The 23,785-nt window shown below is 42.7% G+C and carries 22 protein-coding genes and 4 pseudogenes; 21 read left to right on the top strand and 5 right to left on the bottom strand.

The window, feature by feature from the left end:
- Positions 1–201 precede the first annotated feature (201 nt).
- The 3 genes from ACQY1Y_RS10215 to ACQY1Y_RS10205 all read left to right on the top strand — a co-directional run bounded on the left by ACQY1Y_RS10215 (position 202) and on the right by ACQY1Y_RS10205 (position 4,556).
- Positions 202–957: a DUF2232 domain-containing protein gene (locus ACQY1Y_RS10215; RefSeq protein ID WP_002732287.1), complete on the top strand. Its 756-nt coding sequence runs from the start codon at positions 202–204 to the stop codon at positions 955–957.
- An 807-nt stretch (positions 958–1,764) separates the two neighbouring features.
- A complete protein-coding gene (locus tag ACQY1Y_RS10210; protein ID WP_430014506.1) occupies positions 1,765–3,936 on the top strand; it encodes an Rne/Rng family ribonuclease in 2,172 nt (723 codons plus the stop codon).
- Positions 3,933–4,556, top strand: coding sequence for a ribonuclease HII (locus tag ACQY1Y_RS10205; RefSeq protein ID WP_430014505.1), 624 nt, complete (start codon positions 3,933–3,935; stop codon positions 4,554–4,556). The genes ACQY1Y_RS10210 and ACQY1Y_RS10205 overlap by 4 nt, the downstream gene beginning before the upstream one ends.
- Positions 4,557–4,561: 5 nt before the next feature.
- On the opposite strand, the gene ACQY1Y_RS10200 is transcribed toward ACQY1Y_RS10205, so the two are convergent.
- Positions 4,562–5,317: a TVP38/TMEM64 family protein gene (locus ACQY1Y_RS10200; protein ID WP_103113244.1), complete on the bottom strand. Its 756-nt coding sequence runs from the start codon at positions 5,315–5,317 to the stop codon at positions 4,562–4,564.
- Positions 5,318–5,580: 263 nt separating this feature from the next.
- Between ACQY1Y_RS10200 and ACQY1Y_RS10195 the strand changes: the two genes are divergently transcribed.
- From ACQY1Y_RS10195 to ACQY1Y_RS10155, 9 genes are all read left to right on the top strand, one after another.
- Positions 5,581–6,966, top strand: coding sequence for a cytochrome P450 (locus ACQY1Y_RS10195; RefSeq protein ID WP_430014504.1), 1,386 nt, complete (start codon positions 5,581–5,583; stop codon positions 6,964–6,966).
- An 85-nt stretch (positions 6,967–7,051) separates the two neighbouring features.
- Positions 7,052–8,035, top strand: a complete 984-nt coding sequence (gene msrP / locus ACQY1Y_RS10190) for a protein-methionine-sulfoxide reductase catalytic subunit MsrP (protein ID WP_430014503.1) — start codon at positions 7,052–7,054, stop codon at positions 8,033–8,035.
- A gap of 43 nt (positions 8,036–8,078) precedes the next feature.
- Positions 8,079–8,537 carry a DUF29 domain-containing protein gene (locus ACQY1Y_RS10185; protein ID WP_287730241.1) on the top strand — a complete coding sequence of 153 codons (459 nt, stop codon included), beginning with the start codon at positions 8,079–8,081 and terminating at the stop codon, positions 8,535–8,537.
- A 16-nt stretch (positions 8,538–8,553) separates the two neighbouring features.
- Positions 8,554–9,018: a DUF29 domain-containing protein gene (locus ACQY1Y_RS10180; RefSeq protein WP_430014502.1), complete on the top strand. Its 465-nt coding sequence runs from the start codon at positions 8,554–8,556 to the stop codon at positions 9,016–9,018.
- 506 nt (positions 9,019–9,524) lie between these two features.
- Entirely contained in the window at positions 9,525–9,908 is a 384-nt protein-coding gene (locus tag ACQY1Y_RS10175) for a DUF433 domain-containing protein (protein WP_004158430.1), read from the top strand.
- On the top strand, positions 9,887–10,291 hold the full coding sequence (locus ACQY1Y_RS10170) for a hypothetical protein (protein WP_043998521.1): 405 nt from the start codon (positions 9,887–9,889) through the stop codon (positions 10,289–10,291). Before ACQY1Y_RS10175 ends, ACQY1Y_RS10170 begins: the two co-directional genes overlap by 22 nt.
- Before the next feature lie 440 nt (positions 10,292–10,731).
- On the top strand, positions 10,732–11,130 hold the full coding sequence (locus tag ACQY1Y_RS10165) for a hypothetical protein (protein ID WP_149106483.1): 399 nt from the start codon (positions 10,732–10,734) through the stop codon (positions 11,128–11,130).
- Positions 11,131–11,195: 65 nt separating this feature from the next.
- Entirely contained in the window at positions 11,196–11,465 is a 270-nt protein-coding gene (locus ACQY1Y_RS10160) for a hypothetical protein (protein WP_004158427.1), read from the top strand.
- An 813-nt stretch (positions 11,466–12,278) separates the two neighbouring features.
- The gene (locus tag ACQY1Y_RS10155) at positions 12,279–12,770 is read left to right on the top strand and encodes a hypothetical protein (protein ID WP_004158426.1); all 492 of its coding nucleotides are present in this window, start codon (positions 12,279–12,281) and stop codon (positions 12,768–12,770) included.
- Positions 12,771–13,337: 567 nt separating this feature from the next.
- On the opposite strand, the gene ACQY1Y_RS10150 is transcribed toward ACQY1Y_RS10155, so the two are convergent.
- Positions 13,338–14,774, bottom strand: coding sequence for an NADP-dependent isocitrate dehydrogenase (locus ACQY1Y_RS10150; protein ID WP_004158424.1), 1,437 nt, complete (start codon positions 14,772–14,774; stop codon positions 13,338–13,340).
- 292 nt (positions 14,775–15,066) lie between these two features.
- Here ACQY1Y_RS10150 and ACQY1Y_RS10145 point away from each other — a divergent pair.
- A pseudogene (locus tag ACQY1Y_RS10145) lies at positions 15,067–15,198 on the top strand (ISL3 family transposase); the annotation flags it as partial.
- Between the two features lie 109 nt (positions 15,199–15,307).
- On the opposite strand, the gene ACQY1Y_RS10140 reads toward ACQY1Y_RS10145, so the two are convergent.
- Both ACQY1Y_RS10140 and ACQY1Y_RS10135 read right to left on the bottom strand, forming a co-directional pair.
- The gene (locus tag ACQY1Y_RS10140; protein ID WP_430014501.1) at positions 15,308–16,630 is read right to left on the bottom strand and encodes a tetratricopeptide repeat protein; all 1,323 of its coding nucleotides are present in this window, start codon (positions 16,628–16,630) and stop codon (positions 15,308–15,310) included.
- Positions 16,623–18,122 (bottom strand): NACHT domain-containing protein, encoded by a 1,500-nt coding sequence (locus ACQY1Y_RS10135; protein WP_430014500.1) that lies wholly within the window; start codon positions 18,120–18,122, stop codon positions 16,623–16,625. The genes ACQY1Y_RS10140 and ACQY1Y_RS10135 overlap by 8 nt, the downstream gene beginning before the upstream one ends.
- 300 nt (positions 18,123–18,422) lie before the next feature.
- Between ACQY1Y_RS10135 and ACQY1Y_RS10130 the strand changes: the two genes are divergently transcribed.
- From ACQY1Y_RS10130 to ACQY1Y_RS10115, 4 genes and pseudogenes are all read left to right on the top strand, one after another.
- On the top strand, positions 18,423–19,508 hold the full coding sequence (locus ACQY1Y_RS10130) for a hypothetical protein (protein WP_430014499.1): 1,086 nt from the start codon (positions 18,423–18,425) through the stop codon (positions 19,506–19,508).
- A gap of 322 nt (positions 19,509–19,830) precedes the next feature.
- A complete protein-coding gene (locus ACQY1Y_RS10125) occupies positions 19,831–20,373 on the top strand; it encodes a hypothetical protein (RefSeq protein WP_002803048.1) in 543 nt (180 codons plus the stop codon).
- Between the two features lie 45 nt (positions 20,374–20,418).
- A pseudogene (locus tag ACQY1Y_RS10120) lies at positions 20,419–20,526 on the top strand (DUF4282 domain-containing protein); the annotation flags it as partial.
- Between the two features lie 21 nt (positions 20,527–20,547).
- A pseudogene (locus ACQY1Y_RS10115) lies at positions 20,548–20,961 on the top strand (nitrilase-related carbon-nitrogen hydrolase); the annotation flags it as partial.
- Between the two features lie 225 nt (positions 20,962–21,186).
- Here the strand turns inward: ACQY1Y_RS10115 and ACQY1Y_RS10110 are convergent.
- A complete protein-coding gene (locus tag ACQY1Y_RS10110; RefSeq protein ID WP_430014498.1) occupies positions 21,187–22,404 on the bottom strand; it encodes a CCA tRNA nucleotidyltransferase in 1,218 nt (405 codons plus the stop codon).
- A 94-nt stretch (positions 22,405–22,498) separates the two neighbouring features.
- Here ACQY1Y_RS10110 and ACQY1Y_RS10105 point away from each other — a divergent pair, with 94 nt between their 5' ends.
- The 4 genes and pseudogenes from ACQY1Y_RS10105 (at position 22,499) to ACQY1Y_RS10090 (ending at position 23,684) form a co-directional block, all read left to right on the top strand.
- Complete coding sequence (locus ACQY1Y_RS10105; protein WP_002760106.1) at positions 22,499–22,747, top strand: Ycf34 family protein; 249 nt, start codon at positions 22,499–22,501, stop codon at positions 22,745–22,747.
- 137 nt (positions 22,748–22,884) lie between these two features.
- A pseudogene (locus ACQY1Y_RS10100) lies at positions 22,885–22,983 on the top strand (addiction module protein); the annotation flags it as partial.
- A gap of 60 nt (positions 22,984–23,043) precedes the next feature.
- Positions 23,044–23,319 carry a hypothetical protein gene (locus ACQY1Y_RS10095; RefSeq protein ID WP_079209427.1) on the top strand — a complete coding sequence of 92 codons (276 nt, stop codon included), beginning with the start codon at positions 23,044–23,046 and terminating at the stop codon, positions 23,317–23,319.
- Positions 23,316–23,684, top strand: coding sequence for a clan AA aspartic protease (locus tag ACQY1Y_RS10090; protein ID WP_287744787.1), 369 nt, complete (start codon positions 23,316–23,318; stop codon positions 23,682–23,684). Before ACQY1Y_RS10095 ends, ACQY1Y_RS10090 begins: the two co-directional genes overlap by 4 nt.
- Positions 23,685–23,785: the final 101 nt, after the last annotated feature.

Below are 23,785 nucleotides of genomic sequence, written 5' to 3'. Positions count from 1 at the left end.
CTTACCTTGCCTAAATTTCACATTTATTCAGCAAGCCCTAATTAAATTAAAGATAGATTTTAGGTTCGATCCCCTTAATCAGGGGGGTTGACAATTGTTAACACCTACCTACTTATTTTTTGCCTCTTGCCTGACTGGGAGTCGCAAGTCTAAGCTAAGGATAGCCGGCCAACCCGTACCGACCACCGGATAACTGATAGAATGAACGATTCTAACGCTAATGCTCCCGCTCAATCCTCAGAAGAGACAATAGATGAAACCAATTGGGTAGATCTCGGGGAAGAAGGGAAACCCCTAGATAAACCCACTGCTAAACCTATCCAACCATCTCCCCTCAAGTCTATCTCTACCCTGATCACGGTGGAGACGGCTTTTTTGGCCAGTGCTACCAGTTTAATCTGGTTAATTGATTATTATTTTCCCCTCGGACCGTTATTAAGGGTTTTCTTCCCGATTCCTATCGCTTTAGCCTATTTACGTTGGGGCGCTCGCTGTGCTTGGATGACAGCATTAGTTTCTAGTTTACTTTTGTCGGTGTTGATGGGACCGACTCGCAGTATTGTCTTTTTGATTCCCCACGGCTTGATGGGGGTACAATTGGGGCTATGCTGGCGCCGGGGTGCGCGCTGGGAATTTTCTATCTTGACTGGGGGACTGTTGGGGGCTTTTGGTTTATTCTTTCGTTTTTGGCTGTTTTCAATTCTTTTAGGCGAAAATCTCTGGTTATATGTGATTACCCAAGCGACTAATTTTATTGATTGGATTTTCACCCAGTTAGGGATTCTCGCTAAACCGACGCTGCTGCAAGTGCAATCGATAGCAGTTGTGGGCATATTTGTCAATAGTTTATTATACTTATTTGCCGTGCATTTAGTGGCGTTATTAGTTCTTGATCGCCTCGGTAATCCGATTCCTCGTCCGCCCAAATGGGTGCAGGTCATACTAGATTATGAGTAATTATTTAGGGACTTGCGCTTTGATAATCTACCTTTTGGGCGAACGCAGTTCGCCCCTACATTGTGGACAAAATCCGTTACTGTAGGGGCGCAATGCTTGCGCCCTCCGAGCGTTCAGGTTTGCTGATCACTCTAAGTAGGGGGAGAGCCTTCGAGCGCCTCCGCAGCTAAGGGACTTGCGCTTTGATAATATGCCATCTGGCCGGTCTGATTCTTCTACAGAGCGATTTTCTGGCTGGGATATTATTCCCACGCAAGTCCCTTAGTGCTTTATGGTCAGTATCTCCAGTCAACTGTTAATCGATCATTTTTCCCCGATTATCGTCTTGTCAGAGAGTGACCGAGTGAGTTATAGTCGTCTATAAGACTCGATTAAAGCATTTCTTAAAAGAATCGTGGTTTTTGGAAAATCGAAAAGTGCGCTATTTTCCCTTCCACAGAAACCTGTTGCCGAGGGGAGTAACTCAAAAACTCCTTTTTTCCTAGATTCTGATAGACAGAACCGGCGGAAACGGATAAAAAATGCTGTTATCGAGCAAGACTCAGGGATTAATTGAAAATCTCGTCTCCTGGCTGTGCTTGTCCAATTGTGGGTCAAGCCAGCACTTGCCAAACAGACTTAACAACTGAAACCAAGACTCAGTTCCCACGTCTGGGGGGCAGATGAATATCAAGATGAGGCTTTAACGATGCGGACTCATCTTCTTAGAACTTTCTTAACAAGACCAGATTTCCGGAAGTAGCCTCAAAGCATAGACAAATAGCCCATGGTCCGTCGCTTTTGAAACCGAAAGATTGAGGAAATTGAATGCCAAAACAAATAATCATAGCCGAACAACACCATATAGCGGCTGTTTTTTGGGAAGATCAAATTCAGGAATTAGTTGTAGCCACAGGTAATCAACAGGTGGCCGACATCTATCTAGGATTAGTAGAAAACGTCATCCCCGGGATAGATGCAGCCTTCGTCAATATTGGCGATGCGGAACGCAATGGCTTTATCCATGTCACCGACCTGGGTCCCCTAAGACTGAAAAAAACCGCCGGTGCTATCACGGAATTACTGGCCCCCCAGCAAAAAGTGCTGGTACAGGTAATGAAAGAACCCACTGGCAATAAAGGACCGCGACTAACGGGAAATGTCACTCTCCCCGGTCGTTATCTGGTATTGATGCCCAATGGTCGCGGGGTGAATCTTTCCCGTCGCATCCGCAGTGAAGACGAGCGCTCCCGTTTACGAGCTTTAGGGATTTTGGTCAAACCGGCGGGGATGGGGTTGCTGGTACGCACCGAGGCCGAAGGCAAAGCGGAAGAAGCGATTATCGAGGATTTGGAATTTCTGCAAAAACAGTGGGAGAGCATCCAACAGATGGCCGTCAGCAGCCGCGCCCCGGCCCTGCTTAACCGCGATGATGACTTTATTCAAAGGGTTTTGCGGGATATGTACAGTGCCGATGTCAATCGCATTGTTGTGGATAACCCGATGGCGGTAAAACGAGTTAAACAGCAATTGACGAACTGGGGCGGCGGCAAAGCTCTCGAAGGGGTTTATATCGACTCCCATCGGGAAACCCAGCCAATTCTCGACTATTTCCGGGTTAACGCCGCCATTCGCGAGGCCCTGAAACCCCGGGTTGATTTACCCTCCGGCGGCTACATTATCATCGAACCGACGGAAGCTTTAACGGTAATTGATGTTAACTCCGGTTCCTTTACCCGTTCGGCCACGGCCCGGGAAACCGTACTCTGGACTAATAGCGAGGCTGCCACAGAAATCGCCCGACAACTGCGCTTGAGAAATATCGGCGGTGTGGTGGTGGTGGACTTCATCGATATGGATTCCCGTCGCGACCAGTTGAAACTGCTGGAATTGTTTAATAAAGCCCTGAAAAGCGATAAAGCCCGGCCCCAGATTGCCCAATTATCGGAATTGGGGTTAGTGGAATTAACTCGTAAGCGTCAGGGGAAAAACATTTATGAATTATTTGGCAAAACCTGTGACCATTGCGGCGGACTGGGCCATTTAGCCCATCTACCCGGAGAAGGCAACGCCATCGCCCTAGAAACCCCCACCCTTAGCCGCGCGGAAAAAGAAACCCTTGTCATCGCCACGACTAATACAAAAGTTCTACCCGATAAGAGCGCTCCTAGCGTTGCGGCGGCCGAACCCTATCTAGAAGTTTTCTCCGAATTTGAGGCCGAAGAAAACGCCCAAGATATAGATCTTTCCTTCCATCCCAACTATCAAGAACAGGTTAATAATTCTCGTCGTCGCCGTCGCCGTCGTCCCTCGGAACTGTTACTCAAAGAGGAACGGGGCGAAAAAGCCTCTACTAACGGTGTTAACAACGAAATCGAGCCGGAATCAGAACCCCAACGCCTTGAGGAAAAACGAGAACGCCCCGCCCGTCTCTCGAAACGAGGAGAAGATGCCAGTGCTGGCAAAAATATCCCCGTCACCGAACGGGAGCGGGTTTCCGTGGAAATGACCCCCGTAGAACAGGAAGTTTATTCTTTAATGGGCATTTCTCCCCTGATTCTCGTGGATAAGGAGTTTAAAGACCCGAAATCGGTGATTGTTTCCGTGAAACTGCCAGGGGAAAGGGAAGCGGAAAACCCAGAAACGGCTGCCACTCCTGAAATATCCTTGACTCCTACCCTAGAGGCCGAGGACACAGCCGCCACCTCCCCCATAGAGGCGACGGAAACTGGCGAGGAAGCCGAAAATCGTTCCTTGGTGCGCCGTCGTCGTCGTTCCACCACTAGCGAAGTTAGTCAGGAAATCAACCAAGAAGCTAGTCCGCCAGCGAGTTTTACGCCCGAACCGATTGCGCCCGAAACTCCAGTTTTTCTCGGCGAAGTCATTCCTTTAGAAACCCCGGTGAGCGCCGAGGTGACGGAGGAGCCACAAGTAGAGGCTGAAACTGCGGTGCTGCGTCGTCGTCGTCGTCGTTCCTCCGCCACTGTCGATGAGTCATGAGCGCAGAACCCTTAATTGCTGGTGTCGATGAAGTGGGGCGCGGGGCTTTATTTGGCCCCGTGGTGGCGGCGGTAGTGGTCACTGTCCCCTCTGGTTTTCCGCAGCTGTGGGAGTTGGGGGTGAAGGATAGTAAGCAACTTAGCCCCCAAAAACGGCAAAAATTGAGCCAGCAAATACAACGGGATTTTGTTTGTCGCATCGGTTATGCTACGGTGAAAGAGATCGATCGCTTGAATATTCTTCATGCCTCTCTACTGGCAATGAGCAGAGCTATCGGGAAATTACCCCTTTCCCCCAGTCTCTGTTTGATCGATGGCAAGCACATTATTAAAGATTTGTCAATCCCCCAAAAGGCGGTAATTCAGGGAGACCAACAATCGCCGGTAATTGCGGCGGCTAGTATCGTGGCCAAAGTCTGGCGCGATGACTTAATTGCTCGTTGGCACGGACGCTATCCCGATTATGGCCTCCCTCGTCACAAGGGTTATGGCACTGCTCAACACCTAGAAGTGATTGGCAACCATGGACTTACTTCTCAGCACCGGCTCTCTTTTAGTCCCTGTCAACAAATCCGCGTCAGTCCCCACCCAAGGACGGAGTGGGGTGGGGATGGCGATTGAGGGGTTTACTCACTGAGAACTGATGCCAGGGCCTGACGGGCAATTTTTGTGACGTAGAGGGTGACGGCAACGGTAGCGATAAAACCAATAAGGCGAATAGTCCATAATAAAACTGGGTTAGTGGCTGGTGCCGAGGTCCCGATAGTGGCAAGACTGCCCGCTAAAGAGCCAATATAGACATACATTATCGTCCCCGGAATCATGCCCGCGCAACCTATTAGATAATCTTTCAGAGAAACCCCGGTGACACCATAGGCATAATTGAGCAGAGTAAAGGGAAATATGGGAGATAAACGGGTTAAAAGCACTATTTTTAGGCCTTCTTTTCCCACAGCTTCATCGATAGCTTGAAATTTATTATTACCTTGAATTTTTTCCGCCACCCACCCCCTAGCCAGATAACGTCCCACCAAAAAAGCGGCAGTAGCGCCGATAGTTGCCCCGATAAAGACGTAAAAAGAGCCTAAAACCACGCCAAAAACTACACCAGCCCCTAAAGTCAGGATTGAACCGGGAAAAAAGGCCACAGTAGCTAGAATATAGATAATTATAAACGCGATCGCTCCCACAGCCCCCAAACTATCCACCCAAGTTAAGGCATGGAAAAGAATAGTTTGAGGATTAAAACCAGTGGAGGCACTGGATTCAACAGCAAAAGCGGGGGGAGTAGTCAGGAGAAAAACAAGGCTAAATGTAGTTAATAACAGCAAATGCCTGATAATCACAGTTTTTTCCGAGGGCAAAAACTTGGAAATAATCATAAAAAGTCCCTATAAGGAATGAAAAAAAAGAGATTGAACCATAGAAGCGAATTAAATAGAACTGGGGCTATTCTACCCCGATTATCATTGTTTAGACCAGAAAGCCAATCCTAAAAATTCCCAGAAAATCCCAGTCTTTCTGAGAAGATAAGACAAGCAACAGCCGGGTAATTTTTGCCGTTTACTTGATATTACACCTTGTCGTCTCTGGGGAAAAAATGTCACAATTAGAAATAATTAGCATTGGATATAGCAATCAATCTATGAAAATCATCCCCAAGGTCAAAGCCCCCACCTTCGTGCAAATGGCACAATGGATCATTAATCCCGTAGCTTTTATGGAAAATGCCGCCCGCAAGCATGGCGATATTTTTAGCACGAAAGTGGGTTTAACTGTAGATAATTTTATCTTTGTCAGCAGTCCTTCGGCCCTACAACAGGTTTTAACTAATGACCGTAAAAAATTTTCGGCGCCAGGGGAAGCCAATCGGATTATTGCCCCGATTATTGGTGATTATTCCGTCATCATGTTAGACGGAGACATCCACAAAAAACGCCGTCAGCTTTTATTGCCACCTTTTCACGGGGAAAGAATGCGTTTCTACGGCGATTTAATCCGCGATATTACCCTAAGAGTAATGGCAGAATTGCCAGAAAATCAACCTTTTAAGACCCGTTCAGCGACCACAGCGATTGCTTTACAAGTAATTATGGAGGCAGTTTTTGGAATTAGTCAAGGGGAACGTTATCAAACCCTGAAAAAAATTCTGGCTGAAATGCTCGATATTTTTAACTCTCCGGTGATGGTTTCTTTGTTATTTTTCCCAATTTTGCAGGCTGATTTGGGTGCTTGGAGTCCCTGGGGAAAATACCAGCGTTCCCAAGCAAAAATTGATGATATTATCTATACAGAAATTGCCGAAAGAAAAGCTAATCCTAACCCCAATCGTAGCGATATTTTATCACTACTGATGTCGGCCCGGGATGAAGAAGGCAACCCGATGAGCGATAAGGAATTGCGCGATGAATTAATGACCTTATTATTCGCAGGTCATGAAACCACCGCCACCGCTATATCTTGGGTGCTCTACTGGACTCATCGCTATCCAGAAATTAAAGCAAAAATTCTCCAAGAAATAGCCACTTTAGGAGATAATCCTAACCCCATTGATATAACTCGATTACCCTATCTTTCGGCGGTTTGTTCGGAAACTTTACGCATTCATCCCGTGGCAATGTTAACTTTTCCGCGAGTAGTGCAAGAACCGGTAGAACTAGATGGTTATCCTTTAGAAAAAGGGACAATTCTTATGGGTTGTATTTATCTAGCTCACCACCGTGAGCAAACTTTCCCCGATTCCCATACTTTTAAACCAGAACGCTTTTTAGAAAAACAATTCACCCCCTACGAATATATGCCTTTTGGTGGTGGAGCGCGTCGTTGTATTGGGGAAGTTTTAGCTATCTACGAGATGAAAATCGCTATCGCCACAATTTTGGCCAATTATCAGTTAACTCTAGTTAATAATACCCCTGAAAAACCCAGTCGCCGCGGTGTCACCCTTGCTCCCTCGCGAGGAGTTCCCATGGTCTTAAAAGGACGACGGGAACCTCTGGTGACTGCCCCCATGCTCGCCGAAATTTCTTAAAAAAACTGACAAAATATTGTACAATCAGAGTTGTGGTATCCCATATCATAACTCTGCTTTTTTGTCAATAAAATTGGGGATAATTATGGTCTTAATTCGTTTAGCTAAATCCTGGCAAATTTCCGAAAATGAAGTTACTTCCGAAAGTGTTTATTTTAACCGTCGTCGCTTTTTACAGGGGTTAATCGGGGCAGGAATTGCGGGAAGTTCCCTATTATTAACTTCTTGTGGTAAATCCTCCTCCTCGGAAGCTTTAGAAAAAAGTTTGCAATTACCTAAAATTGAAGGGTTCAGCAAAAATCCGCAGTTTTTAACGGTAAATCGTCCCGTAGTTGCCGAAACTGTAGCGGGGAAATATAACAATTTTTATGAGTTCGGAGGGGGGAAAAATATCTGGTTAAAAGCGCAGAAACTACCGACGAATCCCTGGATGGTAGAAGTGGGAGGATTGGTAAAAAATCCCCAGACCTACGATATAGATACTATTAAAAAAACCTTTCCTCTCGAAGAAAGAATCTATCGTTTTCGTTGTGTGGAAGCTTGGTCAATGGTCTTACCTTGGCTTGGTTTTCCCATGGCTGCTTTAATTGCGGCAGTGGAACCAAAACCCGAAGCAAAATTCGTCCGTTTTACCTCCTTTTATGATCCAGAAATTACCCAGGGGCCAGGATTACATTTAGGTCCCTTACCCTGGCCCTATACAGAAGGTTTAAGAATTGAAGAAATGGACAACGAATTAGCTTTCTTTGCTGTGGGAATTTTCGGACATGATTTACCAAAACAACACGGCGCACCTTTGCGAATGGTTATCCCTTGGAAATACGGTTTTAAAGGAGCAAAATCGATAGTAAAAATTGAATTTACCGCCAAACAACCCGCCACCTACTGGAACACAATTGACGCTCACGAATACGATTTTGAGGCTAATGTTAACCCCAGTAAACCCCATCCCCGTTGGTCGCAAGCAACGGAGAAATTTATCGGCAGTAGAAGTGATTTATCTTGGGAAATTATCGAAACCCTGCCCTATAATGGCTACGGTGAATATGTGGCTAGTTTGTATAGTTAATTTTGATGATTATCCTCGTTTTATTCAGTTTAACTAAGTATATATGGACAATAAAACTCTGTACGAACAAGACTTTTATCTCTGGATTAGAACTACTATTAATCAACTGCAAGCGAGACAGTTTGAGCGGGTAGATTTAGAGAATTTACTGGAGGAATTAGCAAGTATGGGGAGGAGTGAAAAACGCAAAATTGAAAATCCTTTGATTCAATTGCTGGTACATTTGCTGAAACTAACCTACTGGACAGGAGAAAAATCTAGAAATGAGGGTCACTGGAAGGGAGAAATTCTCAACTTTCGCCGACAAATAATCGAAGAAATTAAAGATAGCCCTAGTTTGAAACCCTATATTCTGGAAATCTTTGAGGAATGCTATCAATTTGCTAGAAAAGAGGCTCAAGTTAGAACTCAATTACCTCTTGATACTTTCCCCCCTATTCCCATTGGTTCCCTTGAACAAATTCTCGATGAAGATTGGTTTCCTACTAATGACCACGAGTAATATATAGAGGTAAATTATGGATAATAAAACCCAGTACGAAGAAGACTTTTATCTCTGGATTAGAACTACTATTAATCAACTGCAAGCCAGACAGTTTGAGCGGGTAGATTTAGAGAATTTACTGGAGGAATTAGCAAGTATGGGAAGGAGTGAAAAGCGCACAATTAAAAGTCTGTTAACCCGATTATTAGAACATTTACTTAAGCTCAAATATTGGGCGGCAGAAAGAGAGAGAAACGAAGGTCACTGGAAGGGAGAGATTAGAACTTTTCGTCTCGATATATTAGATGAACTTAAAGATAGTCCTAGTCTGAAACCATATATTCTCGAAATTTTTGATGAATGTTATCTTTCAGCCCGAAAAAATGCCAGTGACCGCTCTCAATTACCCCTCGATACTTTCCCCGCTATTCCCATTGGTTCCCTTGAACAAATTCTCGATGAAGATTGGTTTCCTGCGGGCGATAATCTGGAAATATAGCCATCAGTTAGACTGCTCCATACTGCTCTAACAAAAAACAACTATCCCCCGATAGCGATCGCTAAAGGTCGAATAATTGTAAGTTTTTGTCAAGGGGTGCGGTCAGATCGAAGAATCATCGCTAGAATGAGCCTAATTGTCAGTGCGATGCCGAAGGCACTGCATAGCAGATCGCCGATCTTGTAGGGTGCGTTCCCTAATATGGCTCCCACTGCTCCAGCGATCGATTTTGGGGAACGCACCATGCCCATTGATTGAAGCTGTGGTCTAAATTTGATCGCCGATCGTGTAGTACGGGGCCTGGTGATGCTCACACAAATGATACTGAATTGCCAGATATTGGAGTTCACTACTGGCTAGATGCAGGAACGAGGCTGAAATACATTTTGAAAGTCTGGGTTGAGGATTAAAGAGCTTGCGAATTAGTAGTCAGGGTGGGCGTTTGCTCACCTTACTTTTTCATGCGGTAATATGGAATGAGATGGTGAAAGACTGAGACTATAGCTATGACGCTCGCATCAAATAAACAAACCGCTATCATTCGTACAGAGCGAGGACTGACAATCGCAGGAACCCGCATCACCCTCTATGATGTAATGGATTATGTGACTGCTCAATATCCACCTAAGTTCATTCAGGGATTATTTGATCTGACGGAAGAGCAAATTAACACTGCCCTGGCTTATATTGAGGCTCATCGTGCGGATGTGGAAGCTGAGTACCAGCAAGTTCTCAAAGAAGCTGAAGAACTCCGACTATACTATGAAGAGCAAAATCGTGAGCGAGTTGCCCGTATTGCTGCTAAGCCGCCAAAACCTGGCACAGAAGCCATTCGAGCAAAACTTCAAGCGGAAAAAGCCAAGTTGGCATCACGGGCAGGAATTTTCTAGTTGATCATAACTTACGAGGGCATTCTCTTGTCCTCGCCGGAGTCCTTGCTGCGAGTGGTTGGCTTGACTTGATCTCGATTCGTTTTATTCTGTTTGAAGAAGTTGGGTTAGCTGTCACGAGCGATGATCGTGTTGTTTGGCGGTATGCCCAAGCCAATCAGATGATCCTGATCACCGCTAACCGAAGTATGAAAGGCAAAGATTCCCTGGAGCAAGTGATGCGGGAGGAAAATACCCCCACATCATTACCCGTCGTGACAATCGGTAATATTGAGCGACTACTTGCCGAGCCAGATTATCGAGATCGTTGCGTTAACCGTTTGGTTGATATTGTAGTTGATATTGAAGATTATCAAGGCGCAAGACGCATTTTTATTCCGTGACGCGGCGAATGCTAGGGCCGTTGAAGTCTATCTGTAGGGACACGGCATAACGGGGTCTTTATACTGAATCGGTTTTTAATAGCATGATTAACTCCCAATCCCACTTTAAAAACCCGCTCCCTTCTCCCCACTGCTGTAACAAAAAACAACTATCTCCCGATAGCGATCGCTAAAGGTCGAATAATTGTAAATTTTTGTCAAGGGGTGCGGTCAGACAGAGGAATCATCGCTAGAATGAGCCTAATTGTCAGGAATTTAGTTAAACAAGGTTTTTGGCAATATGCTAATCTGGCTAACAGGCTTTTGGGCGTTATATAGGGAAAACTTCTGGCGATTGCGCCTAAATGGAGTGATATACGGAAAGTTTCCACATATTGTTACTTTCAAGAGTGTTATACGGAAAGTTGACCTATAATATGTAGTTATGCTTCCCAGCGTATATGAGTAATGTCCATATGAATATGAAGCCTGACATCAAAATTACAAATCTGGTTCCAGATACAAATTTCAAGCTTTTAATTTCAGGATTAATGGCGATAATACTATGGTCGGGAACAGCTACTGTAATAGGTTTTCACTTAGGTGTAGTCATTCAACTAAGCAACAAGATTTCTGGGGTTCAGCCTGGAACTCAGAGTAGCAAAGAGGAGGTTGATAATATACAGAAAGGTATTACATCTGTTGATAGTACCGCGAAAAGTCTTTACTCATTCTTGACTCCATTTGCTGCTGCTGTGACAGGCTTCTTTTTTAATGAAGTAACATCTGCTAAACGTGAAGAAAAGAAGTCAGACACATCCAAAGATGAAGACAAGAATACTTCAGGAGGTAGCGGCTAGACTACAAAATTGATTTTGATGCTCAGAAGTTCTATTAAAAACCTAAAAGTATTGCAGAGGCAAAAATGATTGACTTTAATGATATAAAAAGTGCGGCATTGAAGATGCTTGATGAGGATGGTGACGGTGACTTTGACTTTAATGATGCCCGCCTAAAGTTTATTAAAAAGTTTGATAAAGATGGGGATAAGGATGTTGATAAAGATGATCTTCTAATTTTGCAACTTCATCATCAACTGATGCAAGCTGGCAAAGACATTGACGTTCCTGGGCTGAAAAAATTATTAGGAACATATGGAGATGAATTTCTTGTCTTCTTGAGAAATCTCTTCTAGAAAAGTTCCAAGTTTACCAGTCCGAGTGCATTACATCGGATGAGTAAAAGATAGTGTAGTTAGAGTAATCCAACTACACTACCAATGAGTTTTATCGTTGTAGTAGCTTTAGTCTTTGGGAGTTATGAATGGAAATATTTAAAATGTTTAAAAAAGTTAAACTCATATTCGCACTCATCATCAGTGTTGCTGTGATAATGTTTATTCTGTTTGGTTCATTCTCCATTGCAACTAAAATTGGTGGCATTTTCATTTATGCTGTTTGTTTCCTAGTTTTAAACACGATGTTATCTCAGTTATAAGTTATCAATTGAGAGGGTGATCATTGGGGGACGTTAACAAAGTTTTACCTCAATATTATTGAGTGTAAGCAAACTCAGTAATCAGCATAACACTGCGTTGGAGCCGACTCCCTAGAGGTTATTGGTGAGAAACATGAGATGTCTGGGCGGCTCAACTAGACCGTTAGCCCGCTAGACCTTGGTTGAGACAGCAGCCACAAGTTCACCTTTTGGCGTTTGTCCGGAAATTACTTACATATGGATGAAATCTTTTACAGGGTGCTTATCTTTAGACGAAGAAATTACAGCCCTACAAGCTCACTCTCATGAAAACTCGCCGTAATCCTCTATTCTCTCTCAGTGCATTTCTACTAAGTTTGCTCCTAGTCATCAATCCACTAGGAATAGGTAAATTATCTGTAAATCAGGTTCAGGCTCAATCAGCACCCCGTCCATACGTTGTACTGGTAAAATGTCAACGGTCTAAATTTTCGGGCAAACACAAAACTCTATTTTTGGATTACGGAAGTTGATGAACCACGAACAAATTGAGCGAGTTTTAGACTTGTTTAGCCAACGTGAGTATGAACTCAAAGTAGAACAAAGAGCTTTTGAGATTTGGCTTGGGGTATTGGAGCCTTTTGGAGCTTTTTCTAGAGGGTGTGGGATCGTGTTACCGCTCATAGCAGGATTTACACTTCTCGGTCAATCTAAGTTTTGGGGTGTCACTTGGGAGCTAGTTAGCGGCAGCTTATCTCTAGTAGCTGCAATTCTTACAGGAATCCATACAGGTTTTAAGTGTGATGATCATCAAGCCGAATGCCGCCGATTAATAAAAGCATTACAAAGCTTAGTAGAAGGCTATCAAGCAGCTAAGACAGCAGATGAAAGTGAGCTAAAAAACAGGTTCAGTGAACTTGAGATTCGCCTTAAGGAATTGCGTGACAGCAGCAAGGTTCGACCAGCTAGGTGGTGTATTCGGCGTGCAAAACGAGAATTAAAAGTTGCCCATCACCCAGGCTAACAATTCGGCTGGAGCGGACTGCCGAAAGCTGCCATTGTGATTATCGAGGTTACTAGCAGTGTGATCGCCGATCTTGTAGTGCGATCGCCAATCTTGTAGGGTGCGTTCCCTAATCTGACTCCCACTGCTCCAGCGATCGATTTTGGGGAACGCACCATGCCCATTGATTGAAGCTGTGGGTTTAAGTGTGGTGTGGGCTAATCTGGCTAACAGGCTTTTGGACGTGATATAAAGATAGTATGGGTGATGGTTTATCTGATGACAAAGAATGGATATGTGGGGGATGTCTTTCAGGCATTGCTTACGGCGTTGTCAGATCAGAATATGAAGAATGAATTGCGACACAACGAGAGCCTTACTGTTAAAGCGTTTTCAAGTCTGCTCTGATGCGCCATCATCTTCAAACTTGACAACGCCTGGCAAGCATTCAAGCCTGGATGTCTGTCATGGATTTAGAAATTTGGTATCAAGGGGGAAGTTCTGGTTTTTTCCTATTTTGTCAAGACCTCGGTAGTTAGGGTATTTTCCGAAAAATAGGGCAGTTTTCAGGCTACCCTAACCAGAAAATTAATCGCCAAAATGGGAGATAATCGCGTCGGCAAATTCGGAACATTTCAGGGGAGGATTAACGGGGGGTTCCATCAGACGCGCTAAATCGTAGGTAACTTGTCGATTAGCGATCGCTGCTGCGATGCCTTTTTTAATCAAATCGGCCGCTTCTTGCCATCCCATGTATTCCAACATCATCACCCCGGAAAGAATCACCGAACCGGGGTTAATTCGGTCTAAACCGGCGTGTTTAGGGGCTGTGCCGTGGGTTGCCTCAAAAATAGCGCAAGTATCGCCAATATTCGCCCCGGGTCCCATCCCTAAACCACCGACAATCGCCGCTGCCGCATCGGAGAGATAATCGCCATTCAGGTTCATAGTAGCGAGGATCGAGTATTCATCGGGACGGGTTTGGATCTGTTGGAAGATACTATCGGCAATGCGATCGTTAACCATAATTTTATCTTTCCATTGCCCATTGCCGTGGGTTTCCCAGATAGCATCGAGAACACTGGTCACTTCTTGGCAGATTTTGGCTTTTTTCTCGTCGGTGAGGGCATCATAACCCGGTTCTACCATGCGGGCGTTATCTTCGATGCTCAGATCAGGGTTTTTCTCCTTATTACTCAGGATCCATGATTCCATCTCGGTAACGCACACATCCCGGAATTCACTCTTAGCTAATTCATAACCCCAATCCCGGAACGCCCCTTCCGTATATTTCATAATGTTACCCTTGTGGACGAGAGTAACTTGATTTTTCGGTTTCGGTAAAGTCAGCGCTCGTTCGATCGCCCGGCGGACTAATCTTTGGGAACCCGTCTTACTAATCGGTTTGATCCCGATACCCGCATCGAGGGGAATTTGTTTTTTACCGTGTTCGGGAGTGGCGGGAATTAGTTCCGTGTTGAGATAATTAATCAGTTTATCGGCGATTTCCGTGCCTTGTTTCCATTCGATACCGAGATAGATATCCTCGGTATTTTCCCGATAGACAATGACATCGAGTTTTTCCGGGGTTTTATGGGGGGAAGGGGTTCCCGCATAGTAACGACAGGGACGAACACAGGCATAGAGGTCAAAAATTTGCCGCAAAGCCACATTCAGGGAACGAATGCCGCCACCGATGGGAGTGGTCAAGGGACCTTTGATGGCTATACCATATTCTTTAATCGCTGTCAATGTATCTTGGGGTAGATATTGATAAGTCCCGTAGATTTCGCAAGCTTCATCACCAGCATAAACTTTAAACCAATGGATTTTCCTTTGACCACCGTAGGCTGTGGCGATCGCTGCATCGATAACTTTTGCGGTTGCGGGCCAGATATCGACCCCCGTACCGTCACCGCGAATGAAGGGAATGATGGGATCGTCGGGAACTAGAGGTTTTCCGTCAGAAAAAGTAATTTTCGAGCCTGTTGTCGGTGGGGTAATTTTTTCGTAGCTGACAGTCATGGGCTTCCAGAAACAGTATTTATCTATACGTTGGCAGTCTAGCGCCGTCAATATCTATACTCAGGCATTTTGGCTAATTTCTTAAAGATTCCCTTGCTGGCATCAACTTCGTACCTCACCATTAAGATAACTGCCATAGTTAAGACTTTTTTAAGCTGCCCACGTATTTAAATTGCTTGTTGAGATGAGGCAAGAGACTTCGCAGGAATTTGATGACACTTTACCTAAAATTGGGCTTTTCTAGGTTCTGTGTGAGCATGGTATAATGGTGACACAGAACAGGAGGTGGGTTATGTGGATAAATTTTGATCAACTCCTCGATTTACCGAATGTAACAGGGGTCAATTATCAAAAAAATGCTCAGACAATTTTCTTAAAGCTCGCTCTTTTAAATGAAACAATTGAATGTCCGAATTGCCATCAAATATATATACTACAAGAGCCGAAAACCCTTATCCATTAATGGATACAACCATTAACTTTTCTTAATGTACCCGTGGAATTGTAGTCATGTATATAATACGAGTCTCAACTTAGTTGGGGTTTAACAACCTTTCTAGATTTTGTTCACAGTTCTCTTTATGGGAGAGAATATTTAATTTTTCAGAAAGATGTAAGGCGCGTTGCCAGTGATTAATAGCTGATTTAAGATCATGGGTTTTTTCTTCAAATTCTGCCAAAACAATTAAAGTCTCTAGTTCTATATATCTTTCTCCAATATCGAGGGCAATATCTAAAGCTTGGTTAAGATATTGATAGGCTAGATCATCCTTTCGAGTGATACTATAAATTTCTCCTAATCCAGCACAAGCATGGGCAACACTTGCTACATCTGAAATAGCTAAAGCTCTTTTCTTTTGTTGTTTAAAGTATTTTTCAGACTCCTGAAAATTTGCTTGTTGCCAATAAATTGCGGCTAAATTTCCCAAAGAAAAAATAATTCCTGCTTCATCGGTTATTTGCTCAGATAAATCAAGACTTCTTTGAGTATAATCGATAGCTGTATTCAAATCATTGATTCGCCGGTATGCTTCTCCTAAATTTCGTAAAGCCGTTGCTTGATAAATAAGATTTTTAATTTTTTCTGCCCATTTTAAGTATTTTTCTAAACAAGCAATAGTCTGGTCAACTTTTCCCTGATAACCATAACAATTACCCAGATTTAAATAAGCAACATTAATAATCTCAAATTTTTCGTCACAATCGGGAATAATCTCGGCTAGATTTAAACCTTCATTCAGTACTATTTCAGCATTTAAATATTCACCTTGTATTCCCTCAATTGTTGCTATATTTACTTTTCCTCTTGCTTTCCAAAGAGGATTATTTAATTGCTCGGCTAAGGATAAGAGTTTCTCTGCATAATTTTTTGCTTGGTCAAATTCTCCTAATTCTCGATACATATAACCAAGTTCACTTAAACAGAGAAAATCGGTTTCATTGTCAAGATTTCCTAATAATTCTTTACACAGTTTTATGCCATCTTCATAGCGTCCCCAGATGCGTAATTGTTTGTGCAAAGGGAAAGAAGTTGGATCATGAATTTCTAAGGGTAAAGAAAATAAAGATTTAGCTTCTTTATACCAACCTAATCGACATAGACAGAGAAATGCTTCCACATAACGACTTGCCCGTTCTTGAATAGAGAGATGCTGTCCCATTTTATCCTTAATATGGCGTTCATAACCAATTAAATGCCAGATAAATGCGCCAAAATGTGCTTTTTCAAAATGACTCCCTGTCGCCCCTAAAATTTCCCCTTTTTGTTTAACTTGAGCGAGTTCTCCAAAAACAGTAAAATCGATACTTGTGAGACGTTCTTTGACTCTTAATTGAGGAGATTGAAAATCATTCATGATTTGGTTTTCCTTCTTTTCTTTGGGTAGATACTAGACGCTTGAAAGCAACATTGCGAATTAAACTGTGCTGTTTGATATGTGGTTCATATCCCAGTTGTTTTTGAGTTTCTACTAAATAACGGTTAAACAAGGTAAAAAGAGCTAAGTCTAAATCCTGTTCCTCGTATTCTGAAAATAATTGAAGATTTTGAAACCACGCATTTTTAAATTCAAAAGATGAATAAGTAGAACCATAGATAAGCAATAAATAAGCAGTTTTAAAAGTGTTTTCAAGTCGCTCTATTGTTCTTTCGACTTCCTCCTCTAGCAGTTGTTTTCGTAATTGTTTGGTCATTAAGTTAACTTTGTAATAATCATCAGGATTGGCTTTTTGAGCTTCATCAATCATTTCTCTTAATCGTCGAAATCGGGATTTATTCTCCTCATAATAAGTGCCGATATCTCCATTCAGTCTATCAATAATATCACCAGAAATTAAGCGGATAGCGAGAGGATGTCCCTCATAAAGTTTTCCGATCTCTTTAAGGTAAGCAAGGTTACGTCCATGAAGAATTAATTCGACTTCTGCTTGTTGAAATAAACGTTCAAATAACTGTAAACTTTCCTGATCCTCTAATCCCATTAATGGCTGAATATGCCAATATTGATCTTGACTAAAAGTTTCAAAATCTTCAGGCTTATCCTGCGAAGTTATCACAATTCGAGTCTGACAATTTTCGGCTTCTAATATCTTTTGAAAAAAGACTCGCCAGAGGGGGTCTTTAAAGCGATTACTGCCATCTTGTTGTTCTCCTTGTAAAAGATTTTCCATTGAATCAAACCAAATTAATCGACGATTATTGCTCAGATGATTAACCAGTTGAGTTAATAATTGTTCTGGGTTTTTTGCTTGTTTTGCCGTAACAGGTTCATCGCCACGATTGAGTAAATCAATAGCTGTGCTGATAAAGTTTTGTGCTTCTGATTGCGACTGTTGATCCTCCCGTTGATTAAACCCATCAAAATCAATAGGCAGTTCAGGAGGAAACCCTTCTTGACACAAAGCTAAGGCCAATTTGTAGGCGAGGGCAGTTTTCCCAATACCTGTTATTCCCGTAATTACGACAATGCGACAATCGCCTCTTAGTTTTTCCAGTAAATCACTTTGAAGAGACTCTCGCCCCACCCAAATAGGCTCGATATCTTGAGTCAGTTTTTGCAAAAGATTATCTAGATCTGCGACTTTTGAAGGGTCGATGTTCAAAGCTCGACAAAAGGAAACAAAACCTCCTAATCGAATGTTTTCCCTCCTTAAAAATCGATCTAAAGTCTCTGGGGTGCAATTCAAAGCGTAACGTCGGAGATTGAACAATTCCTCCCAATTGGTATCAGGTTCAGCAAATTGACTAGCTTCCTTACATAAATGCTCTCTAGTCCAGCCTTCTTTTTGTTTTTGCGCCCATCGGGTTTTGACTTGCTCAAGTCCCGCTACGGAGAGTTTTAACTTCATTGCTCTCTATTCAATCTACATAAGTTTATTTCTCTATTGTTGATCAATTATCCCCAGAAATTCTCATTTTTTGAAAAACTTTCTCTCAATGTGACTAAGTACATATCAGCTATTTGCTCAATTATAGGTATAGGAAGCCATTCAAGCTTTCTAATTCTTTCTAATTCCAGCTTCTTTTGCTTTTTGCGCCCAAAAATCATCGTTTTGCTTGCTTCTCTGTAGAAATCTAAGGATTTCTATCGCTTTACTCCCAATGAAGAGAGCCTCATTGCTCGTTGTCCTCTTCCTAAGGGTAGCAAAATGGCTATTTCTCAAATAATCAACCAAACCAATGGTAAACAGTTTATCTCATTATCATCTACATCGGTGCGGCTACTGTCGTCGGATGGAGTTGATGTCAATCACTTATTTAGCGGTCAAATACCAGAGCGTCACTATGAGCAACTTTCTTGTTGGCTTGATTTAAAACCAAACGAGGAAAAGGATTCAACGGCACAAACATTTGAAACGCTAAAGACCACAAATTACACCCAAAAAGATCCGCTATTCACTTTAAGGACTGTCCGAAGAATGTTACAGGATAACGGTCTTCTCTTTGTCTATGATATATCCCAAACCCCTGATATTGAGCAATATGTGAAGATTCTGTTTTCTTGTGCTGGGTTTATTGTATTAAATAACATTGGCAACTGCTGGATTCTTAGCAAAAGAGCCTCACTTTCTTTTGATGTGCCAAAGGTCAAAGGTTATCTGGTCAAGGAAGCGGAAACACCGGCAGAAATTGAATCCTATTTCTTATTTCTCAAGAATCGCTATCCTGAGTCACAAAATTATCGCAAAGAAATCGACGATTTATTTACTCACCAATCGGTTATTTTTCTAGCCTATCCTGAACAGAATCCCTCTCAGGTAATCGGTGTTGCACGCTATACCTATTCTCTGCCTGAATATGGCTACTATTTGCCTTGTCAACTGGCAACATTTTGTGAAGGAAAACACACAGGAAAGCATTTGATGTTACCCAAAAATGTAACAAGCATCGGAGAAAGTCTCTCTCTGTATGATGAAAAGGGAACTGGCAAAAAAGGAACAAGTTATCTTGTTTATCAGCAATTGATTCGAGCTATCTTGACTTACAAACATGATATTGCTCACACTGAAATTTCCTACACGACTTATCCAAAAGGGGACGAAACAATTGAAGCACTGTATAAAGAACGTTTTGGGTTTAAGCACACTCTACACGATAATGAAAAAGTTTGCTTAAAATATGGAACATTTGCCGGTCAATGGTATCTCATTGAACTGGAGCAGTGGATGATTAAACATCAGTACCACAACGCTGACCAGATTTTTCATAAACACAAGGAAGCGTTTGCGGTGTGAAGTCTAGCTCAATAGGTTGCCGATAAATACTAGATTTTGGGAACTTAAGGTAAATTACCCTGAAAATTGGCTATATCCTTAAGTGTCCCGAAGTCAATCTCAGCTTTAGATGTCATATTCCTTACTCTATAAGGGTTTGAGGCTATTTTAAAATTGATACCAGTTTGGGTAGATTCCCAAATTATTCTCAAGCTATACTGGCATACCAGATGCGGCCTGTTCAACCGAAACTTAGAAATAAGTGGATGATTGGCTTTTGTTGAGTAGCTGATAGGTTAGAATTCGCACTTTACCTGAATAAATTGTATGGTTTTGGTGTATTATGTATCAACAACAAGTTCAACTTTTGGGAAATCCTTTAACGCTTAAAGTCAGCAATCCAGATGTTAATCAGTCCTGTAATATTATTGGAATTGATAACAATGGAGAAGGGAAATCTTTATACGTCTATAATGTCGTAGCGGATGCGTTAGAATCTAATAAACGCAATATTGAAGACTTAATCAAGGAATATGAAAGACAGACAAATATTGCTTTAAAAGTTTTGATTGCGCTATCCGATGGCGTTATTTGGGTACTAACCACTGTTATGAATATCTTTACCTCTATCTTCGGAGGAGTTGGTGGTGCTGGAATTTATGGCATTATGTTTGTCTTAATTATCCTTGCTTTGTTGGCGATAGCATGGATTTATGCCTTAATGGTAATTCTACCTCTTATGGCAATTTCTTATGGTACTAGACTGTGGTTAGAACAAGTTTCTAAAAAAGCCATAGAACAATTAAGCAGAGACGCAAGAGAGGTGGCGCGTAAATCTTTAAAAGGAACTCAAGATTCCTTACAATTACCTGAAAATAATTCGTAATTTACCTCAAAAATGATCTTTTTTCTAAGCCAATAAGAGGGTTTAATGAACAGTTTCTGGCAAGACTTTTTTACCTTTCGGAAAATGGTCAGCATTACCATTATCAAGTTTCTCTATATCTTAGGCTTGTTTATGATTACCCTAGGAGGTTTAAGTGGACTATTTGTGGAACCTTTAGCAGGAATCGATTTACCGCCGATTTATGGCTCCGATAGCTTGGGAAAAATTGGCCTCTCGATTTGCTATGATGTGCGTTTTCCTGAACTCTATCGCTATTTATCGCAGCAAGGAGCCGATGTTTTATTTGTACCCGCGGCGTTTACGGCTTTTACAGGGAAAGATCATTGGAAAGTTTTGTTACAAGCGCGAGCGATCGAGAATACTTGTTATATAATAGCTCCCGCTCAAACGGGCAATAATTACGCACGCCGTTACACCCACGGTCACGCTATGATTATCGATCCTTGGGGTGTGGTTTTAGCCGATGCGGGGGAAGAAGCGGGAGTGGCAATTGCCGAAATTAATCCCCAACGTCTGCAACAGGTGCGACGACAAATGCCTTCCCTACAGCATCGTGTTTTTGTTTAAAATTCGCTCAGAAAATTAGTTCCCAGGGACGGTTATCAATAGGGAACAGAGCCTCACTTCTGGCTCTCCCAGGTGTGGTGGGTAAAATGTATTGTAAGATATAGTCTTGCGGGCGAGGGAGTGGAACGAACCACTCCAGACACAAAGGACACAGAGATCGATCACTATAAGTTAAAATTATCACACAAAGAATAGGAGAGCCTCACTTCTCTGTTCTCCAACCACTTATAATAACTTTTTAGCAAAATCGATCGCTTCCTGAAAAACTGTGACTTGGCCCTCAATTTGGGCAATTTGTACCTCGGTTAATAACTTACCGATAATCGGACTGGGTTTCAGGTGTAAATGGTTAATTAAATCATCGCCCCTTAATAAAGGTCGGGGATGGGCGATAATATTATCGGGATCGAGATAGGAAGTCAACAGAGAAGCGACGATATTTTTGTTAATCCCCATCGATAGAGCAAAAAGGGCAAAGACAGGAAATACTTTTCCCGTATTTAGATAAATAAAATACTGTTCCCGCAGACTTAAATTATCTGCCTCCTTGAGAGGAGGTAAACACTTAATTACCGTGATTACCGTGCGAATTTCCCCCCTGGAATACTTGAGATCGATTAACTCTTTTTCCGCTTCTGCCAAAATATCCGATACCAATAGGGCCAATTTTGTCAACTGTAACTGAGAAGGGGAAAAGATAAAGTTTTCCGGTAACAAAGATTCTAAAAATCCCGCTGCCGCTTCCACCCCCATAACTCGCTCCATTTTTGCGGGGGTAATCCGACGCAACCAGAGAGATAATAAGCCATCTTCCCAGGCACTTTTTAGCCATTTATTGCCACGGGAATTGAGCAAAAGGTAATTCAACTCGGATTGTACCCTTTCGGCGGCTACACGGTGCAATAAAGGGGCAAGAGAACGAATAGTTGCACGGGTATGGGGTTCGATCTCAAAGTCCAATTGAGCCGCTTGTCGATAGGCCCTTAATAATCTTAGGGGATCATCTTGGAGATTTTCGGGGGAAATCATCCGCAGGGATTGGCAGCCTAAATCTTTTAATCCCCCTAAAGGATCGAAAATTTCTTGGGTGTGGAGATTATAAGCAAGAGCATTAACGGTGAAATCCCGTCTTTTTAGGTCTATTTCTAGAGATTCTCCCTCCTGTTGTGCGAAATCAAGAGTCCCCTGGGGAAAAACGACGCGAGCAATTTGACGAACCGCATCTAAAACCACAAAACCGGCCTTATACTGATGGGCAATAGTTTGAGCAATTTCGATCGCTTTTGCGGGAACCACAAAATCTAGGTCAATATAGTCTTTCTGACGGTTTAATAAAGCGTCTCGCACAGCACCACCGACTAAATAAGCATTTTCTGGCAATTCTTGCTGATTAATCGCAAAAACTTCTTTAACTAAACTATCTAGGTTTTTTTGACAAGACATCGAGAAGATAAATTTACAAAAATATAATTTTTACCGGCCCTATTTGGGGAGAGACTGAGCTAGATTAACGGAAAAGACTTATAGAGTTAAACCTATGTGTATTTGTATTAACTGCTATTTTGTTGATCGCTGTCTCACCTATCATGCCGTAGAAACACAACATCAGGAACGTCATCTCACCGAGACACCGGACTTTGAAGCGAAGAACCCTTCTATTAACGTTAACATTCGCACCAAAGAAGATTATATCGAAATGGAGTGGGATGTGGTGGGTTGCGAAAGCTTTTTACGCGAAACCGGTAAATGGTCTAGTTTGCGGCCGGGTGAACCAATTCCCACCTAAAACACCTGAACTACCCATACATATCTACTACAAGAGCCGAAAACCCTTGTCCAGCAATGGATAGACCCGTTAACTTTTCTTGCTGTACTCGTGCAATAGTGGTCATGTACATGGAAAAAGTTCCGATTGAGTCGATGTGGATTGTTGAAGCTAAGGGACGCAGAGATGAAGCGAGAAATGGTTCTGTTCAGCTAATTTCAGGCGAAGAGGCTTTAGCGCAAGTCAGACGGCTGTAAGTGCGCTCGCCATGTTACAGGATAAAATAAGTAAACCGAGTTGAAATCGAAGTCAAGGATATGGTAATTCGACAACCCCGCTACAGCAAAAAAGAATTTGCCCGACGTGGTAATGAACTCTATGAATCCCAAGTGCGCTCTCAAGTTGAAGAAGGCAATTACGGCAAAATTGTGGCGATTGACATTGAAACCGGAGCGTTTGAAGTTGCCGATGATTTGGTGACAGCATCGAAACAACTTTCTGCACGAGTGCCTGATGCTCAGACTTGGTTTATTCGGATTGGGCATCTAGCAGTCGATCACTTTGGTACACGGAGTTTGAGAACAAAGCAATGATGCAAGGTCGTGTGAATCAAAGGTGTGAAGCGACCTTATCGATCGCGCTCACGAATAATAAGACAGCGCAGATGGTAGATGCTGTAACTGATACAGGATTTTCGGGTTTTCTCACCTTGCCGTCTGACATAATTGCCACATTGGGGTTGAGTTGGGAGGGCCGAGATATTGCCACATTAGGTGACGGAACTTTCTGTACGTTTGAGGTTTACATCGGGCGCGTGATTTGGGATGGGCAATATCGTGAGATTTACATCAACGAATCAGAGACACTTCCACTAATCGGGATGCAGCTATTGCGAGGTTACGATCTGCGGATTCAAGCGATCGAGGGTGGTCTAGTCACGATTGAGGCTTTGGAGTAGAGTGCAATCGCCATCTTACACGATAAAATGAAGGAACCGAGTTGAAGTCGAAGTCAAGCTTATGCCAATCAAAAAAAATTCCTAAATCAACGCACAAGGAT

This window comes from Microcystis ichthyoblabe FBCC-A1114, from assembly GCF_050500245.1.
In the GTDB taxonomy this organism is placed as follows: Bacteria; Cyanobacteriota; Cyanobacteriia; order Cyanobacteriales; family Microcystaceae; genus Microcystis; species Microcystis ichthyoblabe_A.
The sequence above is the reverse complement of the archived record's forward strand: the minus strand, read 5'-3'. Positions and strand labels throughout refer to the sequence as shown.

Bases quoted from the DNA above. Each gene is read 5' to 3' on its own strand.
- ACQY1Y_RS10215 (WP_002732287.1), top strand. From the start codon at position 202: ATGAACGATTCTAACGCTAATGCTCCCGCTCAATCCTCAGAAGAGACA.
- ACQY1Y_RS10210 (WP_430014506.1), top strand. From the start codon at position 1,765: ATGCCAAAACAAATAATCATAGCCGAACAACACCATATAGCGGCTGTT.
- ACQY1Y_RS10205 (WP_430014505.1), top strand. From the start codon at position 3,933: ATGAGCGCAGAACCCTTAATTGCTGGTGTCGATGAAGTGGGGCGCGGG.
- ACQY1Y_RS10200 (WP_103113244.1), bottom strand. From the start codon at position 5,317: ATGATTATTTCCAAGTTTTTGCCCTCGGAAAAAACTGTGATTATCAGG.
- ACQY1Y_RS10195 (WP_430014504.1), top strand. From the start codon at position 5,581: ATGAAAATCATCCCCAAGGTCAAAGCCCCCACCTTCGTGCAAATGGCA.
- msrP (WP_430014503.1), top strand. From the start codon at position 7,052: ATGGTCTTAATTCGTTTAGCTAAATCCTGGCAAATTTCCGAAAATGAA.
- ACQY1Y_RS10185 (WP_287730241.1), top strand. From the start codon at position 8,079: ATGGACAATAAAACTCTGTACGAACAAGACTTTTATCTCTGGATTAGA.
- ACQY1Y_RS10180 (WP_430014502.1), top strand. From the start codon at position 8,554: ATGGATAATAAAACCCAGTACGAAGAAGACTTTTATCTCTGGATTAGA.
- ACQY1Y_RS10175 (WP_004158430.1), top strand. From the start codon at position 9,525: ATGACGCTCGCATCAAATAAACAAACCGCTATCATTCGTACAGAGCGA.
- ACQY1Y_RS10165 (WP_149106483.1), top strand. From the start codon at position 10,732: ATGAGTAATGTCCATATGAATATGAAGCCTGACATCAAAATTACAAAT.
- ACQY1Y_RS10160 (WP_004158427.1), top strand. From the start codon at position 11,196: ATGATTGACTTTAATGATATAAAAAGTGCGGCATTGAAGATGCTTGAT.
- ACQY1Y_RS10155 (WP_004158426.1), top strand. From the start codon at position 12,279: ATGAACCACGAACAAATTGAGCGAGTTTTAGACTTGTTTAGCCAACGT.
- ACQY1Y_RS10150 (WP_004158424.1), bottom strand. From the start codon at position 14,774: ATGACTGTCAGCTACGAAAAAATTACCCCACCGACAACAGGCTCGAAA.
- ACQY1Y_RS10140 (WP_430014501.1), bottom strand. From the start codon at position 16,630: ATGAATGATTTTCAATCTCCTCAATTAAGAGTCAAAGAACGTCTCACA.
- ACQY1Y_RS10135 (WP_430014500.1), bottom strand. From the start codon at position 18,122: ATGAAGTTAAAACTCTCCGTAGCGGGACTTGAGCAAGTCAAAACCCGA.
- ACQY1Y_RS10130 (WP_430014499.1), top strand. From the start codon at position 18,423: ATGGCTATTTCTCAAATAATCAACCAAACCAATGGTAAACAGTTTATC.
- ACQY1Y_RS10125 (WP_002803048.1), top strand. From the start codon at position 19,831: ATGTATCAACAACAAGTTCAACTTTTGGGAAATCCTTTAACGCTTAAA.
- ACQY1Y_RS10110 (WP_430014498.1), bottom strand. From the start codon at position 22,404: ATGTCTTGTCAAAAAAACCTAGATAGTTTAGTTAAAGAAGTTTTTGCG.
- ACQY1Y_RS10105 (WP_002760106.1), top strand. From the start codon at position 22,499: ATGTGTATTTGTATTAACTGCTATTTTGTTGATCGCTGTCTCACCTAT.
- ACQY1Y_RS10095 (WP_079209427.1), top strand. From the start codon at position 23,044: ATGGTAATTCGACAACCCCGCTACAGCAAAAAAGAATTTGCCCGACGT.
- ACQY1Y_RS10090 (WP_287744787.1), top strand. From the start codon at position 23,316: ATGATGCAAGGTCGTGTGAATCAAAGGTGTGAAGCGACCTTATCGATC.